This window comes from Kribbella sp. NPDC051587 (assembly GCF_044453945.1).
Taxonomy (GTDB): Bacteria; Actinomycetota; Actinomycetes; order Propionibacteriales; family Kribbellaceae; genus Kribbella.
On record NZ_JBITDE010000014.1, the window covers coordinates 71,408 to 85,365 of the forward strand.

General features: G+C 69.3%; 18 protein-coding genes. 10 read left to right on the forward strand and 8 right to left on the reverse strand.

Translation table 11 applies throughout. The annotated features are described in order from the left end of the window. Positions 1 to 14: 14 nt before the first annotated feature. From ACIA49_RS35080 to ACIA49_RS35090, 3 genes are read right to left on the reverse strand one after another with little or no spacing between them, the layout of a single operon-like run. Complete coding sequence (locus ACIA49_RS35080; protein ID WP_396382465.1) at positions 15 to 806, reverse strand: SCO1664 family protein; 792 nt, start codon at positions 804 to 806, stop codon at positions 15 to 17. Continuing rightward, positions 803 to 1,378 (reverse strand): DUF3090 family protein, encoded by a 576-nt coding sequence (locus ACIA49_RS35085; RefSeq protein ID WP_396382467.1) that lies wholly within the window; start codon positions 1,376 to 1,378, stop codon positions 803 to 805. Before ACIA49_RS35085 ends, ACIA49_RS35080 begins: the two co-directional genes overlap by 4 nt. 13 nt (positions 1,379 to 1,391) lie before the next feature. Beyond that, positions 1,392 to 2,078, reverse strand: a complete 687-nt coding sequence (locus ACIA49_RS35090; RefSeq protein WP_396382469.1) for a histidine phosphatase family protein — start codon at positions 2,076 to 2,078, stop codon at positions 1,392 to 1,394. Between the two features lie 49 nt (positions 2,079 to 2,127). Between ACIA49_RS35090 and corA the strand changes: the two genes are divergently transcribed. After that, positions 2,128 to 3,099, forward strand: a complete 972-nt coding sequence (gene corA, locus ACIA49_RS35095; RefSeq protein ID WP_396382471.1) for a magnesium/cobalt transporter CorA — start codon at positions 2,128 to 2,130, stop codon at positions 3,097 to 3,099. Here the strand turns inward: corA and ACIA49_RS35100 are convergent. After that, positions 3,096 to 3,923, reverse strand: a complete 828-nt coding sequence (locus ACIA49_RS35100; RefSeq protein WP_396382473.1) for an undecaprenyl-diphosphate phosphatase — start codon at positions 3,921 to 3,923, stop codon at positions 3,096 to 3,098. The two genes, corA and ACIA49_RS35100, sit on opposite strands and share 4 nt — an antisense overlap. Next, positions 3,920 to 4,996: an LLM class F420-dependent oxidoreductase gene (locus ACIA49_RS35105; RefSeq protein ID WP_396382474.1), complete on the reverse strand. Its 1,077-nt coding sequence runs from the start codon at positions 4,994 to 4,996 to the stop codon at positions 3,920 to 3,922. The genes ACIA49_RS35100 and ACIA49_RS35105 overlap by 4 nt, the downstream gene beginning before the upstream one ends. 51 nt (positions 4,997 to 5,047) lie before the next feature. Between ACIA49_RS35105 and ACIA49_RS35110 the strand changes: the two genes are divergently transcribed. From ACIA49_RS35110 to ACIA49_RS35130, 5 genes are read left to right on the forward strand one after another with little or no spacing between them, the layout of a single operon-like run. After that, positions 5,048 to 5,989: an aldo/keto reductase gene (locus ACIA49_RS35110; RefSeq protein WP_396382475.1), complete on the forward strand. Its 942-nt coding sequence runs from the start codon at positions 5,048 to 5,050 to the stop codon at positions 5,987 to 5,989. 29 nt (positions 5,990 to 6,018) lie between these two features. Further along, entirely contained in the window at positions 6,019 to 6,204 is a 186-nt protein-coding gene (locus ACIA49_RS35115; RefSeq protein WP_132414093.1) for a DUF5703 family protein, read from the forward strand. Between the two features lie 57 nt (positions 6,205 to 6,261). Then, entirely contained in the window at positions 6,262 to 6,708 is a 447-nt protein-coding gene (locus ACIA49_RS35120; protein ID WP_396382476.1) for a MarR family winged helix-turn-helix transcriptional regulator, read from the forward strand. Next, positions 6,705 to 7,517, forward strand: coding sequence for an ABC transporter ATP-binding protein (locus ACIA49_RS35125; RefSeq protein WP_396382477.1), 813 nt, complete (start codon positions 6,705 to 6,707; stop codon positions 7,515 to 7,517). The genes ACIA49_RS35120 and ACIA49_RS35125 overlap by 4 nt, the downstream gene beginning before the upstream one ends. Then, complete coding sequence (locus ACIA49_RS35130; RefSeq protein ID WP_396382478.1) at positions 7,477 to 8,295, forward strand: ABC transporter permease; 819 nt, start codon at positions 7,477 to 7,479, stop codon at positions 8,293 to 8,295. The genes ACIA49_RS35125 and ACIA49_RS35130 overlap by 41 nt, the downstream gene beginning before the upstream one ends. Here the strand turns inward: ACIA49_RS35130 and ACIA49_RS35135 are convergent. Beyond that, a complete protein-coding gene (locus tag ACIA49_RS35135; RefSeq protein ID WP_396382480.1) occupies positions 8,292 to 9,032 on the reverse strand; it encodes a GNAT family N-acetyltransferase in 741 nt (246 codons plus the stop codon). The two genes, ACIA49_RS35130 and ACIA49_RS35135, sit on opposite strands and share 4 nt — an antisense overlap. Positions 9,033 to 9,087: 55 nt before the next feature. Here ACIA49_RS35135 and ACIA49_RS35140 point away from each other — a divergent pair, with 55 nt between their 5' ends. Continuing rightward, positions 9,088 to 10,125 carry an enolase C-terminal domain-like protein gene (locus tag ACIA49_RS35140; RefSeq protein ID WP_396382481.1) on the forward strand — a complete coding sequence of 346 codons (1,038 nt, stop codon included), beginning with the start codon at positions 9,088 to 9,090 and terminating at the stop codon, positions 10,123 to 10,125. Here the strand turns inward: ACIA49_RS35140 and ACIA49_RS35145 are convergent. Beyond that, positions 10,056 to 11,264 (reverse strand): MFS transporter, encoded by a 1,209-nt coding sequence (locus ACIA49_RS35145; RefSeq protein ID WP_396382482.1) that lies wholly within the window; start codon positions 11,262 to 11,264, stop codon positions 10,056 to 10,058. The two genes, ACIA49_RS35140 and ACIA49_RS35145, sit on opposite strands and share 70 nt — an antisense overlap. Positions 11,265 to 11,337: 73 nt before the next feature. Between ACIA49_RS35145 and ACIA49_RS35150 the strand changes: the two genes are divergently transcribed. Both ACIA49_RS35150 and ACIA49_RS35155 read left to right on the forward strand, forming a co-directional pair. Further along, positions 11,338 to 12,189 (forward strand): LysR family transcriptional regulator, encoded by an 852-nt coding sequence (locus ACIA49_RS35150; protein ID WP_396382483.1) that lies wholly within the window; start codon positions 11,338 to 11,340, stop codon positions 12,187 to 12,189. A gap of 42 nt (positions 12,190 to 12,231) precedes the next feature. Next, a complete protein-coding gene (locus ACIA49_RS35155; protein ID WP_396382484.1) occupies positions 12,232 to 12,858 on the forward strand; it encodes a lysoplasmalogenase family protein in 627 nt (208 codons plus the stop codon). Here ACIA49_RS35155 and ACIA49_RS35160 read toward each other — a convergent pair. Next, on the reverse strand, positions 12,818 to 13,249 hold the full coding sequence (locus ACIA49_RS35160) for a VOC family protein (RefSeq protein WP_396382485.1): 432 nt from the start codon (positions 13,247 to 13,249) through the stop codon (positions 12,818 to 12,820). The genes ACIA49_RS35155 and ACIA49_RS35160 overlap by 41 nt on opposite strands. 44 nt (positions 13,250 to 13,293) lie before the next feature. Between ACIA49_RS35160 and ACIA49_RS35165 the strand changes: the two genes are divergently transcribed. Next, positions 13,294 to 13,956, forward strand: a complete 663-nt coding sequence (locus ACIA49_RS35165; protein ID WP_396382487.1) for a GntR family transcriptional regulator — start codon at positions 13,294 to 13,296, stop codon at positions 13,954 to 13,956. The last annotated feature ends 2 nt before the right edge of the window (positions 13,957 to 13,958 follow it).

Consider the following 13,958-nt stretch of genomic DNA (forward strand, 5'->3'; position numbering starts at 1 on the left):
CCCTGCGCGGCCGGTTAGAAGGCTGGCCACGGAATGGCCGGCCAGTCGTCGCTCGGGTACGGGTACGTGCCGGTCTTCAGCAGGGTCGCGCAGCGCTCGCGCGTGGCGGTCAGCTCGACCGCGGTGATCAGCTGAACCAACTCCTGCCCGAGACCACCGGCCAGTCCGTCGGCCAATCGCCGTACGTCGTCCAGGTCGTCCGGCGCGATCGGCTCACCGGCCCAACCCCACAACACGGTCCGGAGCTTGTCGTCGGCATTGAACGTCACACCGTGATCGACGCCGAACACCCGGCCGTCGCCCGGGTTCAGCACGTGGCCGCCCTTGCGGTCGGCATTGTTGACCAAGGCATCAAACACGGCCATCCGCCGCAGCGCCGGCGTATCGGCGTGCACCAGCGTCACCGGGTTGTGCCGGCCGTCCAGCGCGTCCAGGACGCCGACCCAGCCCTTCGGCACCCGGCCCTGCGGGACGATGTCGACCAGCTCGGTCTCCCCCGCACTCAGCTCGGCCTCGTCCACCCACAGCTGCACCATGCCCTCGCCGAGCGGCCCGTCGCGCAGCAGGGTCGGCGGCACGATCGACCACCCGAGCGCCTCGGAGACGACGTACGCCGCGTACTCACGCTCGGCCAGCGTGCCGTCGGGGAAGTCCCACAACGGCCGCTCCCCCTGCACAGGCTTGTAGACGACCGTCGCCGCCTCCGCCCCGAGACTGACCGACCCCTGGTAGGTCCCGTTCGAGGCCGCCATCAGCCGGCCGAGCAGGGACAGTTCCCCACGAGCCAACAGATCTGAATCGGTCATTCGGGCAAGTGCCTGCGGTAGCCGTTGGCGCGTGGGCAGATGTGGCCTTCGGGGTCGATCGGACGACCGCAGAACGGGCAGCTCGGCCGGCCGGACGCCACCAGCGCCACCGCTCGCCGGGCGAAGGCCCGGGCCTGCAGTTCGGTGAGCCGGACTGTGAGGGCCTCGCCCTCCTCCGACTCCAGGACCGCCGCGACCGGGTCGTCCTCCTCCAGCTCGACCTGCTCGCCGGTGACGACCGAGAACACCTCGATCACCACCCGTTCGGCGTCGGCCTCCCAGGCCAGCGTCATCGTGCCGGCCCGGAAGTCCTCCTCGATCGGCTGCTCCAGCGGGTCGGTGTCATCCGGCCCCACCGGCGTCAGCGGCTCCCGCTCGAACCGCCGCGCGACCTCGTCCAGCATCACGTCGAGCCGCTCCGCGAGCGCCATCACCTGTTCCTTCTCACAGGCCACCGAGGTCAGCCGGACCCCCGCCCGGGCCTGCAGGAAGAACGTTCTCGCACCGGGTTCCCCCACGGTGCCGGCGACGAACCGCTCGGGTTCGTCGTAGGAATGAACAACGCGTGCCATGACTAGAACCCTATTACCGTCCGCCTACAACGGCGTCGGAAGACTGCTTTTTGGTCGCCTTCCCCTTCGCCGGGGGCTTGGGGATCAGGGAGGCGAGCTCGCTGCCGGTGTCGTTCAGCCGGACCAGGAACGGGCGCGTCTTGGTGTAGGTGATGATCGTCGTCGAGGCCGTGTCGACGACGATCCGCTGGAAGGTGTCCAGGTGCTGGCCGAGCGCGTCAGCGACGATCGCCTTGATCACGTCACCGTGCGATACGGCCACCCAGATCGCGTCGTCGGGCAGGGCTGCGTTGTGCGCCCGGATCGCGTCCACGCCGCGCTGCTGCATGGCTCGCATCGACTCGCCGTTCGGGAACGTCACCGCCGACGGATGCGCCTGTACGACGGACCACAGCGGGTCCTTCGCCAGCGTCGAGATCTTCTGGCCGGTCCAATCGCCGTACCCGCATTCGGTCAGGCGCCGGTCGGTCGCCGGCCGCAGCCCGCTGTGGTGCTTGGCGATCGCGGCCGCGGTCTGCCGGCAACGCTCCAGCGGCGACGTCACGATCGCCGCCAGCGGCAGCGCGGCGAGTCGCTCAGCCACCGCTGCGGCCTGCTGAACACCGGTGTCGTCGAGCTTCACGCCCGGGGTCCGCCCGGCCAGCGTGCCGGATGTGTTCGACGTACTGCGGCCGTGCCGGACCAGAATCACCGTGGGCATAACGAGCACGCTATCCGGTCTGCGCAACCTCCGGTGCCATGATGGGTCCGTGATCGTCGATTGCGGGGTGTACGCCGAGGGTGAGCGGCTCGATCTGCCGAAGGAACCCGAGACCGTTGCCCAGACCATCGACCGCGACAACCAGACCTTCGGCTGGGTCGGCCTGCACGATCCCACCGACGCCGAGATGCGCCGCGTCCAGGCTCTGTTCGGCCTGCACGAACTCGCCGTCGAGGACGCCCTGCGAGCCCACGAGCGCCCCAAGGTCGAGCGGTACGGCGACGCGCTGGTCGTCGTACTGCGGACCCTCTGGTACGTCGACGAGGGCGACCAGGTGGAGACCGGCCAGGTCAGCGTCTTCGTCGGACCCCAGTACGTCGTGACCGTGCGGCACGGCGACGGCGCCGAACTCTCCACCACCCGGCACGCCCTGGAGGACCGAGCCTCGATGCTCGGCCACGGACCGGGCGCCGTCCTGTGGGCGGTCTGCGACTCGGTCGTGGACGGCTACGAGGAGGTCGCCGAGCAGGTCGAGATCGACGTCGACGAGGTCGAGAGCTCGGTGTTCTCCCCTGAGCGGACCAGCGACGCCGAGCGGATCTACAAGCTCAAGCGTGAGGTGCTGGAGATGCGCCGGGCGATCGTGCCGCTGCGCGAACCGATGGAGGCGTTCGCGCACGGCGCTCCCGGGATCAACCGGCACGCGGCGGCGTTCTTCCGTGACGTGGCCGACCACGTCACCCGGGTCTCGGAGCAGACCGATGGCCTCGATGCCCTGCTGACGTCGGCACTCAACGCCCACCTGGCGCGCGTGTCGGTCCAGCAGAACGACGACATGCGCAAGATCTCGGCCTGGGTCATGATCGCCGCAGTGCCGACCATGCTGGCCGGCATCTACGGCATGAACTTCGACAACATGCCCGAACTGCGCTGGCACTTCGGGTACTACGCGGTGTTGCTGCTGATGGGCGGTGTCTGCGGCACGATGTACGGCCTCTTCCGCAAGGTGGGCTGGCTCTAAGTCGCTGTGATCGTGCTGGTCGCCAGCAGGATCAGAATCACGATGCCGACCAGCACGCGGTAGAAGGCGAAGACCTCCGTCGTGTGCTTGGCCACGAACCGGATCAGCCACGCCACCGACGCGTAGCCGACGATGAAGCTGACCACAGTGCCGACCAGCAGCGGTACGGCGCCGACGTGGCCACCGAGGGCGTCCGGCAACTCGAAGACCGCCGCCCCCACCAGGGCCGGGATCCCGAGCAGGAACGCGACCCGCGTCGCGGCGACCCGGTCCAGACCGCGGAACAGACCGGCGGTGATGGTGGCGCCCGACCGCGAGACACCCGGGATCAGCGCGAGGCACTGGACCAGGCCCATCACGATGGCGTCGGTCATCGTGATCTTCTCCAGCGGCCGCTTCTTCGAGCCGAGGCGCTCGGCCGCGACCATGAAGAACGACCAGCCGATCAGCGAGGCGGCCACCCACCACAGGCTGCGCAGCGGGCCGGAGATCAGGTCCTTCGCGAGGAACCCGACGATGCAGATCGGCAGCGAGCCGACGATCACGTACCAGCCCATCCGGTGGTCGAACTCGCCGCGGTGCTCGGGCTTGGTGAGTCCGCGGAACCACGCCACGGCGTACCGGGCGATGTCCTTCCACAGGTAGAGCACGACCGCGGCGATCGCGCCGAACTGGATCACCGCGGTGAACGCGGTCACGCTCGGGTCGTCGATCGGCAGCCCGAGGGCCTTCGACGCGATGGTCAGGTGGCCGGTGCTGGAGACCGGCAGGAATTCGGTGAGCCCCTCGACGATGCCGAGGATGATCGAGTCCCAGATCGTCACTGGCTACCCACTCCGGACAGCTCGAGGGCCTCGGCGAGCACGCGGATGTCGGCCAGCCGCTGCTCCACCGTCGGGGCGAACGGCGTGACGGCGACCGTCGTCGTACCGGCCTCGGCGTAGGCGGTCAGCTTCTCGGCCAGCCGCTCCTTGCCGCCGAGCAGCGAAATGCCGTCGATGAAGCCCTGCGGTACGGCGGCCATCGCGTCGCGGTGCTGCTTGGCCAGGTACAGGTCCTGGATCTCCTTGGCCTCGTCGGCGTAGCCCATCCGGACCGCGAGCGCGTTGTAGAAGTTCTTCTCCCGGCTGCCCATGCCGCCGATGTACAAGGCGGCGTACCCACGGATCGGGTCCGCGGCAGCCGCCAGGTCGTCACCGGTCATGAGCGGAACCGAGGCGACGACGTCGAAGCCGTCCAGCCCCAGCTGACGCACAGTGCCGTCAGCGCGCTTCGCGCGGGTACGTCCCGCCTCGATGTGCTTCAACTGCTCTCCAAGATAAGCGGGGTCGTTGAGGATCCCGAGCCAGCCGTCGGCGATCTCGCCGGCCAGTTCGAGGTTCTTCGGGCCGACCGCGGCCAGGTAGACCGGCACGTGGTCGCGGAGCGGGCGGCTGGACAGCTTCAGCGCCTTGCCCGGCCCACCGGGCAGCGGCAGCTCGAAGTGCTCACCGTGGAACTCCACCGTCTCGCGCCGCAGGGCGGCGTTGACGATGGCAACGTACTCGCGGGTGCGGGCCAGCGGCTTGTCGAACCGGACTCCGTGCCACCCCTCGGACACCTGCGGCCCGGACACGCCGAGGCCGAGCCGGAACCGGCCGCCGGACAGCCGGTCCAGGGTGGCCGCCGTCATCGCGGTCATCGCCGGGGTCCGGGCCGGGATCTGGAAGACCGCCGCGCCGACGTCGATCGTCGTCGTCTGGGCGGCGATCCAGGTCAGCAGCGTGGCGGCGTCCGAGCCGTACGCCTCCGCCGCCCAGGTGACCGAGAAGCCGAGAGACTCGGCCTCTTTGACGAGCTTCAGATGGTCGAGGTGCTCGTCGCCGAAGACGAAGCCGATGTTCAGTCCGAGTCGCATGACTGGCGAGCCTATCCAGCCGTTGTCGGTGCCCCGCAATAGGCTCGACCCATGCAGCAGCGCTATCTCGGTCACAGTGGTCTGGCGGTGAGTCGGCTCGGCCTGGGCACCATGTCCTGGGGCCGTGACACCGACGAGCACGAGGCGCGCGAGCAGCTCGCCGCCTTCGTGGCCGCCGGCGGCACTCTGATCGACACCGCCGCGGCGTACGGCGACGGTGACAGCGAGCGACTGATCGGGACCCTGCTCGGCGACGTGGTCGAGCGCGACGATGTGGTGATCGCCACCAAGGCCGGCTTCAGCGTCCGCCGCGGCGAGCGGATCACCGACACCTCGCGGGGTTCGCTGCTGCGCGATCTCGATGCGTCGCTGCGCCGGTTGAACGTCGACTACATCGACCTGTGGCAGCTGCACACCTGGTCCGACGACGTCCCGCTCGAGGAGACGCTGTCCGCGCTCGACTACGCGGTCAACGCCGGCAAGGCCCGGTACGTCGGTGTCTCCAACTACGCCGGGTGGAAGTCCGCCCGTGCGGTGACGTGGCAGCAGGCGTGGCCGGGACGCGCCGTACCGGTCTCGAACCAGGTGGAGTATTCGCTGCTCGCCCGGGACGCCGAGGCGGACGCGATCCGCGCGGCCGGAGGGCTCGGCATCGGCGTACTGGCGTGGTCCCCGCTTGGCCGGGGTGTGTTGACTGGGAAGTACCGCACCGGCATCCCCGCGGACTCGCGGGCGGCGTCTCAGCATTTGTCCAGATTCGTCGACCCCTACCTCGACGGCCGTGGTTCGGGCATCGTTGAAGCGGTGGCACGTGCCGCGGACGGGCTCGGCTGGACTCCGCTCGAGGTCGCGCTCACCTGGGTCCGGGACCGGCCCGGCGTGTCGGCAGCCATCGTCGGCGCCCGGACTGCGATGCAATTGAAGTCGGTGCTGGGCGTTGAGGAACTGACTCTGCCGCCGGCCATCGTGGCGGCGCTGGAGGACGTTTCGTGAGGATTGTCGTCTGAAAGTCGGAGGTGCGGATGGCTGAATACGAGCTGCAACAGTTCGAGGTCTCCCGGACGGAGTCGCGTGGCGCGGTGCGCCGCCTCCTGACCGAGCACGCCGAGTACGGCGGCTGGGAGCTGGCCAGACTCCGCCGCTATCCCGACGGCACCCGCCGGGTCTGGCTCCGCCGCCGCGTCATCAAGGTGCTCCGTACCTTCTGAGGGGGCATCTTCTGACGACCTGCTGAAATATCTCTGCGACAGAGCTATGGTGAACAGGTGGTCACCACCGAGCTCCTCGCCGACGAGCTGCTGAGCACGCTCGGCCTCGTCAAACGCCATCTCCGCCGTACGACGGGCCGCCCGTTCCCGTTGTCCGACGCCCAGGCCGAGTTGATCCGGACTGTCCGCCGTACCCCCGGCATCTCGGTCGCCGAGGCCGCCACCGAGCTCGGCCTCGCCGCCAACACCATCTCCACCCTGGTCCGGCAACTCACCGACCAAGGCCTCCTCCAGCGCGCCAAGGACCAGGCCGACCGCCGCATCGCCCGCCTCACCCTCACCGACTCCGCCCGTCGCGAGGTCGAGGCCTGGCGCGACCGCCGGGCCACGCTCGTCTCGCAGGCCCTGGACGACCTCGACCCCGAGGAACGCGACGCCCTCCGGGCGGCCCTCCCAGTGCTCGGCATCCTCGCCGACCGCCTCCACCCTCAGGAGCAGCTATGAGCTCGCCGCCATCCGCCGTACAGATTTCCGGGCTCAGCCATCGGTTCGGCGAGCACCTAGCGGTCGACTCCCTCGACCTGACTGTCGCTCCGGGCGAGTGTTTCGGGCTGCTCGGGCCGAACGGCGCCGGCAAGACGACCACGCTGCGCGTCCTCAACACGCTCTACCCACCGCAGTCCGGTTCGGTCCACGTCTTCGGGCTCGACGTCCGCACCGATGCCATGTCGGTACGCCGGCTGCTCGGCTACGTCCCTCAGCAACTGTCGATCGAGGGCGCGCTCAGTGGTCGCGAGAACGTCTCCTGGTTCGCCCGGCTCTTCGACGTACCGCGTCGTGAGCGAGCCGCCCGGGTCGCCGAGGTCCTCGAGATCGTCGACCTGACCGACGCGGCCGACCGCCTCGCGTCGACGTACTCGGGTGGCATGGTCCGCCGCCTCGAGCTCGCGCAGGCACTCGTCAATCGCCCGGCTCTGCTGGTGCTCGACGAGCCGACCGTCGGCCTCGACCCGGTCGCGCGCGACTCGGTTTGGGCGCGCGTGCAGGAGATGCAGGAGAAGTACGGGATGACCGTGCTGCTGACCACGCACTACATGGAGGAGGCCGACATCCTCTGCGACCGCGTCGCCCTCATGCACCTCGGCCGGCTGCGTGCGGTGGGCAGTCCCGCTGACTTGAAGACCGAGCTCGGCCCCGACGCGAGTCTCGAGGACGTGTTCCGGCACCACACCGGTGAGAGCCTCGCGGCCGGCGAGAAGGGAGGTCTGCGCGATGTCCGTGGCACCCGTCGTACAGCCCAGCGTCTCGGCTGACACCCGCTGGCGTTCCGTCACCCGCCTCTTCAGCCGGATCGGCACGTTCTGCCTGGTCGAGCTGCAGAAACTGCGCCACGACCGGACCGAGCTGGTCACCCGCGCGATCCAGCCGATCCTCTGGCTGGTGATCTTCGGCCAGACCTTCAGCCGGATCCGCGCGATCCCGACCGGCGACGTCCCGTACCTCGACTACCTCGCGCCCGGCATCATCGCCCAGTCTGCGCTGTTCGTCGCGATCTTCTACGGCATCCAGATCATCTGGGAACGCGACGCCGGCATCCTCACCAAGCTCCTCGTCACCCCGACCCCACACTCGGCCCTGGTCGCCGGCAAGGCGTTCGCGGCCGGGATCCGGACGATCACCCAGGCGATCGTCGTACTGATCGTCGCCGCCCTGCTCGGCGTCGACCTGACCTGGAACCCTTTGAAGCTGCTCGCGGTTCTGGCCGTCGTCGTTCTCGGCGCCGCGTTCTTCTCCTGCCTGTCGATGACCATCGCCGGGCTGGTCCTGCGCCGCGACCGCCTGATGGGCATCGGCCAGGCGATCACCATGCCGCTGTTCTTCGCCTCCAGCGCGCTCTACCCGATCGACATCATGCCCGGCTGGCTCAAAGTCCTCAGCCACGTCAACCCGCTCACCTACGAGGTCGGCGCGCTCCGCGGCCTCCTCATCGGCCAACCCACCAACTACCTGCTCGACTTCGGCGTACTGATCGTCGCCGCCGTCGCCGGCATCATCGCTGCGTCGTCGCTGTTGGGCCGGCTGGCTCGCTAGACGTCGTGGCGGACCCAGACATTGGGCTCGACGTAGACGGCCCGGTCGTGCTCGACGTCGGCAAGCACCGGCACGAGAGCGCCCGGTACGACGACCTCCCCGCTGGCGTCGAAGGGCAGGCCGGTCCACTCCCGCCACTCGGCCAGCGAGGCGGCGACCACCATCGAGGCCGGCGCGACCTTGATGATCTTCCCGCCGGCCCGCACGTGCACGCGCAACCACGGGTCGACGGGCAGACCGTCGTCACGGGTGAGAGCGGCGTACTGGCTCATCGGAAGGTGCGCGTCGGTCTTGCCGTTCGGGCGGACCGGCGCGTACAGGGCGGTGTGGCCCTTCGCCTTCACCGCGTCGCGCAGGCCCTGAACCATCCGGTGCGATAGCCCGCGGCCGGTGTGCGACGGCTTGATCATCACCTCGAGCGCACTCGACACGGTGGTCTCGCGGCCCAGCCTGTGGTCCTCGATCCCCCACTGCAGGACCTGGTCCCAGCCGCGCGACGGCAACTCCGTGCGGTCCTCGATCGGGAACGCGAACGGGATGCTGCGCGCATGCGCGACCAGCTCACCGTCCTCGGTCGCGACCAGGCACTGGTCCGCGAACTCCCGGCTCACGTGCCCGATCAGCGCGTCACCGATCAGGTCCTCCAGCATGAACCGCGGCCAGACCTTCCAGAAGTTTCCCAGCACACTGGTGATCTCGGGCCGCTCGGCAAGTGTGGTGATCACGATCTCGGACATGCTCGGAGTGTGCCATCGACGCGGTGGCACTTCACCCGGATATCTGGAGGTCCCGATGCCGCATGTTGTCAGCTCGATCACCCCGGTCCAGGTCGGTGCGCGATTCCTCCGCAACATCGGCCGCAACTCGTTCCGCGATCACAAGGGCAGCGGCGCGCTCGAGACGGCGTACGTGGTGGAGACCTCGCGCGGTGCTCGCGGCTGGGGCCTGCCGCTCGGCCCGGGTGACCCTTCGGCGCTCATCGGCCGCTCGGTGGCTGAACTCATCGATCCGGAGGTCGGCGTGATCGCGGCCGACGCGTTGTTCCTCGACTACGCCCTGCACGACCTGGCCGCGCGGATCCTCGACGTACCGGTGCACGTGATGCTCGGTAGGGCGGGCAGCCCGCGGATCCGCTGCTACACCGGCGGCATCTACTTCGACGACCTCGACGAGGGCCTGCCGGTGATCGCGCGGAATCTCGCGCAGGACCACGCCTCCGGCTTCCGCGACTTCAAGCTCAAGATCGGCCGCGGTTACCGCTGGATGCCGCACGACGCCGGGCTCGCGCGCGACATCGAGGTCACCCGGCTGACCCGTGAGCTCTACCCCACCGCCGACATCCTGGTCGACGCCAACGACGGCTACACGATCAACACCCTGGTGGCCTATCTGGAAGCCGTTGCCGACTGCAACCTTTATTGGTTCGAGGAGCCGTTCGCCGAACGCTGGGAGGACCTGGAGTTCCTCCGCAACCACCCGACCGCACCGCCCCGGATCGCCGACGGCGAGTTCGAACCGGACGTCGACCGGATCATCCGGTACGGCGAGGCCGGGCTGATCGACGTCGCCCTGATGGACGTCATCGGCCACGGCCTCACCGCCTGGCGCCGTACGATGCCCAACCTCCCGATGAAGGCCTCTCCGCACGCCTGGGGACTGCCCTTGAAGACCCTGTACGCCGCCCATCTGGCTGCCGGTCTGGGCAACGTCGACATCATTGAAGGCGTTCCCGCCAACACCCTCGGCACTGTCGACGACGGCTACACCCTCGCGGACGGCGTACTGACCCTGGCTGACCGCCCCGGCTTCGGCATCGACCTCGCCGAGTAGCTCACGCCGAGCGCGACCAGCGTCGTCAGCAGTCCAGCGCCGATGAGGGTGTGCTGGGCTCCGACCGCACCGATGACCGAGCCGCCGACCAGCAGTCCGACTGAGCTGCTGGCGCTCACCACGACCGTCTGTCCCGACAGCAGCGCCCGGCGGTCGGCTCCATCGGAGGACTGCGTGATCACCGCCGAGATTGCGGAGATCCCCCAGACGATCACCATGCCCGCGAGCCCGGCCATCGCTGCGATGGCCGGCGGCGCGGTCCAGATCCCCATGCCGGTCCAGCAGAGCCCCACGACTGCCCACGACGCACAGGCCAACGGCAGCGCCGGCAGTCGTCGGATCACCTTCACTGCGACCAGCGTGCCCAGTACGGCGCCAACGCCGTACCCGCTGATGCCCGCCGCCACGTAGACACCTGGCCGTCCCCGCTCGGCGCCGAGCACCGACAACCCCAGCGTGAACGCGAACCACGTGATGCAGGACGTCCCACGCACCAGCCAGCCCAGGGCCACCTCACGCCGCCCTACCAAGCTCGCCCGGATCGACGGCGCTTCCCCACCTGACCGGCGCTCGGCGCGGATGCCGAGACACGCGATCCCGGCGACCAGCACCGCGACGGCCTCCACCCACAGCATCCCGTTCGTCAGCCCCGCGGCCACCGCCATCGCCCCGAGGAGCGGTCCGATCATCATCCCCACCCGCCGTACGCCGTCCTGCCAGGTGAGCAACTGGATCGCCTTGCCGGGCCCCCACCGGTCCCCGACGTCCGCCAGCAGGGCGGTCCGGCCCGGCGTACCCAAGGCGTCTCCGCACCCCAGCAGCAGCCCGGCGGCAACGAGCAACCCCGGCGTGAGCAAGCCGAGCGCGGCTGCCGTCGGCACCATCGCCAACGCCGCTGCGGTCACGACCGCCACCAATGCCAGTCGTGCTCCCGAATCCACCCACTGCCGTGCCCGACGGCCCCACCACGGCGACAACATCACCGGTACGCCGGCCGCCCCGCCCACCAGCCCAGTCGCCGCCACCGAGCCCGTCTCCTGCAGGATCACCAGCGGCAGCGCAACCTGCGTGAACCGCATCGCGAAGTCGGCCGCTCCCCCACTCGCCAGCAGCACGACCGCCTGACCCTGTGCTCTCATGCCCTTGATTCTTTGGCTTTCCGGCACCATGAGGTAGGCAGCACGGCTTGCACCCCTGCCATAGCCTGGCCCTATGACCTCATTGCCATCGGTGGAGGATCTACAGCTGATCCAGGCAATCGTCCGAACCGGCGCAGTCGGTACCGCGGCCCGCGAGCTCCGCATCGCACAGCCGTCCGCCTCGCAGCGCCTGGCCCGGATCGAACGCCTCTGCGGTGTGCGGCTGTTCGAACGCGACACCCGCGGCGCCCGCCCCACCGCAGCCGGCGCCGAGCTCGCCCGCCGTGCCGATCACATCCTCAGCCACCTCGAGGAGGTGTACGACGCCACCCGCGCCGCAGCCACCGGCCACCGCCTCGTCATCGGCACCTTCGCGAGCCTCGCGCCGATCCTCTTCCCCGTCCTGGACGCCGACCTCGAACTCGAACAGGTCGTCGACCACGGCCAGTTCCTGGTCGAACGCGTCGCGGAAGGGACCCTGGACGCGGCCTTCATCGCGATCGCCGAGCAGATGACCCTGCCGCGCGGCACCGTCGCCCGCCGGATCGGCCGTGACGACCTCGTCGTGTTCGTGCCCGCCGGCGTCCCGCTGCCCGGGACCAACAAGCAACCACTCAAGGACCGGCTCGTCGCCTTCTCGACGTACGACCGAGGCAGCGAAGAGATCCAAGCCCGCCTGGTCGCCCTCGGCGCCACCGCCCGCCGCGGCGTCACCCTCGGTACGACGGTCGCGATGGCTCGCCGCCGCGCCCACCTGGCCGTCGTACCGCGCAGTGCTCTCGCCACCGAACTCCTCCCCGGCGAGCAACTCGTCGCGGCCCCCTTCCGCTACCGCCTCACCCTCTCCGTCGTCACCACGCCCACCCCACCGAAGGACCTCGTCCGCTACCTCCCGCAGCTCCGCACGACATTGAACTTGTCGTGAACAACCGCTCAGCCGGGCCGTTTGTGCGGCAGACTCGGCCGCATGAACCTGCGGCGGCTGGCGACTGACCGAGGACGGCTGACGGCGTACTGGACTGCGGCCGTGATCCAAACGGTCGCCGTCGCCGCCGACATCAAAGTCCTCAGACAGGCCAGCAAGATCTCGTTGATGCCGCTGCTGCTCTCCTGGACCCGCTCCCAGCAGGCGCACCCCCTGCTGCAGGCCGCGTTGCTGGCGTCAGCGGCGGGCGACCTGCTGCTGGAGACCCGCTTCGAGCTCGCCGGCATGGCCGCCTTCGCGGCCGCGCACGCCTGCTACCTGGCCTTCTTCACCGGCCGCCCCGCCACCCGCAGCTGGCGCGTCCTCGCCGTGTACGGCGCCCTCTGGGCAGCGCTGATCGCCGCCCTCTCCCCCGGCCTCGGCAACCAGAAGATCCCCGTCGCCGCCTACGCCTTGTTGCTCACCGCAACAGCCGTCGTCTCCCGCTGGCACAACCCGCGCTCCGGCCTCGGCGGCACGCTCTTCCTGATCTCCGACGCCCTCATCGCCTACCGGATGTCAGGCCGCGACTTCCCCGGCCGCGGCGCACTGACGATGTCGGCGTACGCCGCCGGCCAGTACTTCCTGACTACGTCGCAAACACCTGCGAGTCGTCCGCGAACGCCTTGAACTCCAACGCGTTCCCGGCCGGATCGAACAGGAACATCGTCCACTGCTCCCCCGGCTGCCCCTCGAACCGCACGTACGGCTCGATCACAAACGCCGTACCGGCTGCTCTGAGCCTGTCCGCCAACTCATGGAACGCGGGCACCGTCAGCACCAGCCCGAAATGCGGCACCGGCACATCATGCCCGTCCACCGGATTGTGAATCCGCTTCGGCTGCTCCGCCGCCAGATGCGTCACGAACTGATGCCCGTGCAGGTTCCAGTCGATCCACGTCTCGGAACTACGCCCCTGCTCGAGCCCGAGCACCCTCCCGTAGAACTCCCGCGCCGCCTCCAGATCATCAACGGGCATCGCCAGGTGAAACCGCGGAATCGGCGAATCCAGAACGCTCATCTCAGCCTCCGTCGTCGTGATTGTCTTAATGTTAACATTGAGAGATGACCAGTGAAGGTGGTCTCAGACCCGCCAGCCGGCGGAGCCTGGCGGACGAAGTCGCCGACCGGATCCGCGCCGCGATCCTCACCGGCAGCTATGCCCCGGGCGACCAGCTTCGCGAGCTCGAACTGGCCGCAGCACTCGACGTCAGCCGCGGTCCGATCCGGGAAGCGCTCCTGCACCTGGAACGCGAAGGTCTGGTTCGCAGCGCCTGGCATCGCGGAGCGACGGTCATGTCCCTCACCGACGACGACCTCGCCGAGCTGTCCAGCCTCCGGGCGACCCTCGAACAGCTGGCCGTCAGCGAGCTGGTCCTGCACGCGACGGATGACGACTTCGCCGCCATCGACGCCGCGGTGACCGCGATGACCCGGGTGACCGACACCCACGCAATGGCTGCTTGCGACATCGCCTTCCATGACGCCGTCTACGGCGCGGCACATCACCGTCGCCTAGAACAGGCCTGGTACGCGATCCGTTCTCAGATCCACCTCTTCCTGCTCAGCCGGATCGGCGCCAAGAGCGACAACTACCTGGCGCTCATCCCCGCCGAGCACCGCGAGCTCGCGCAGGTGCTGCGGACTCGCAATGCGGATCACGCGAACGAGCTCTTCGCCGCTCATCGCAAGCACGCTCTCGACATCGTGACCCGCCGTACGACGTAGTG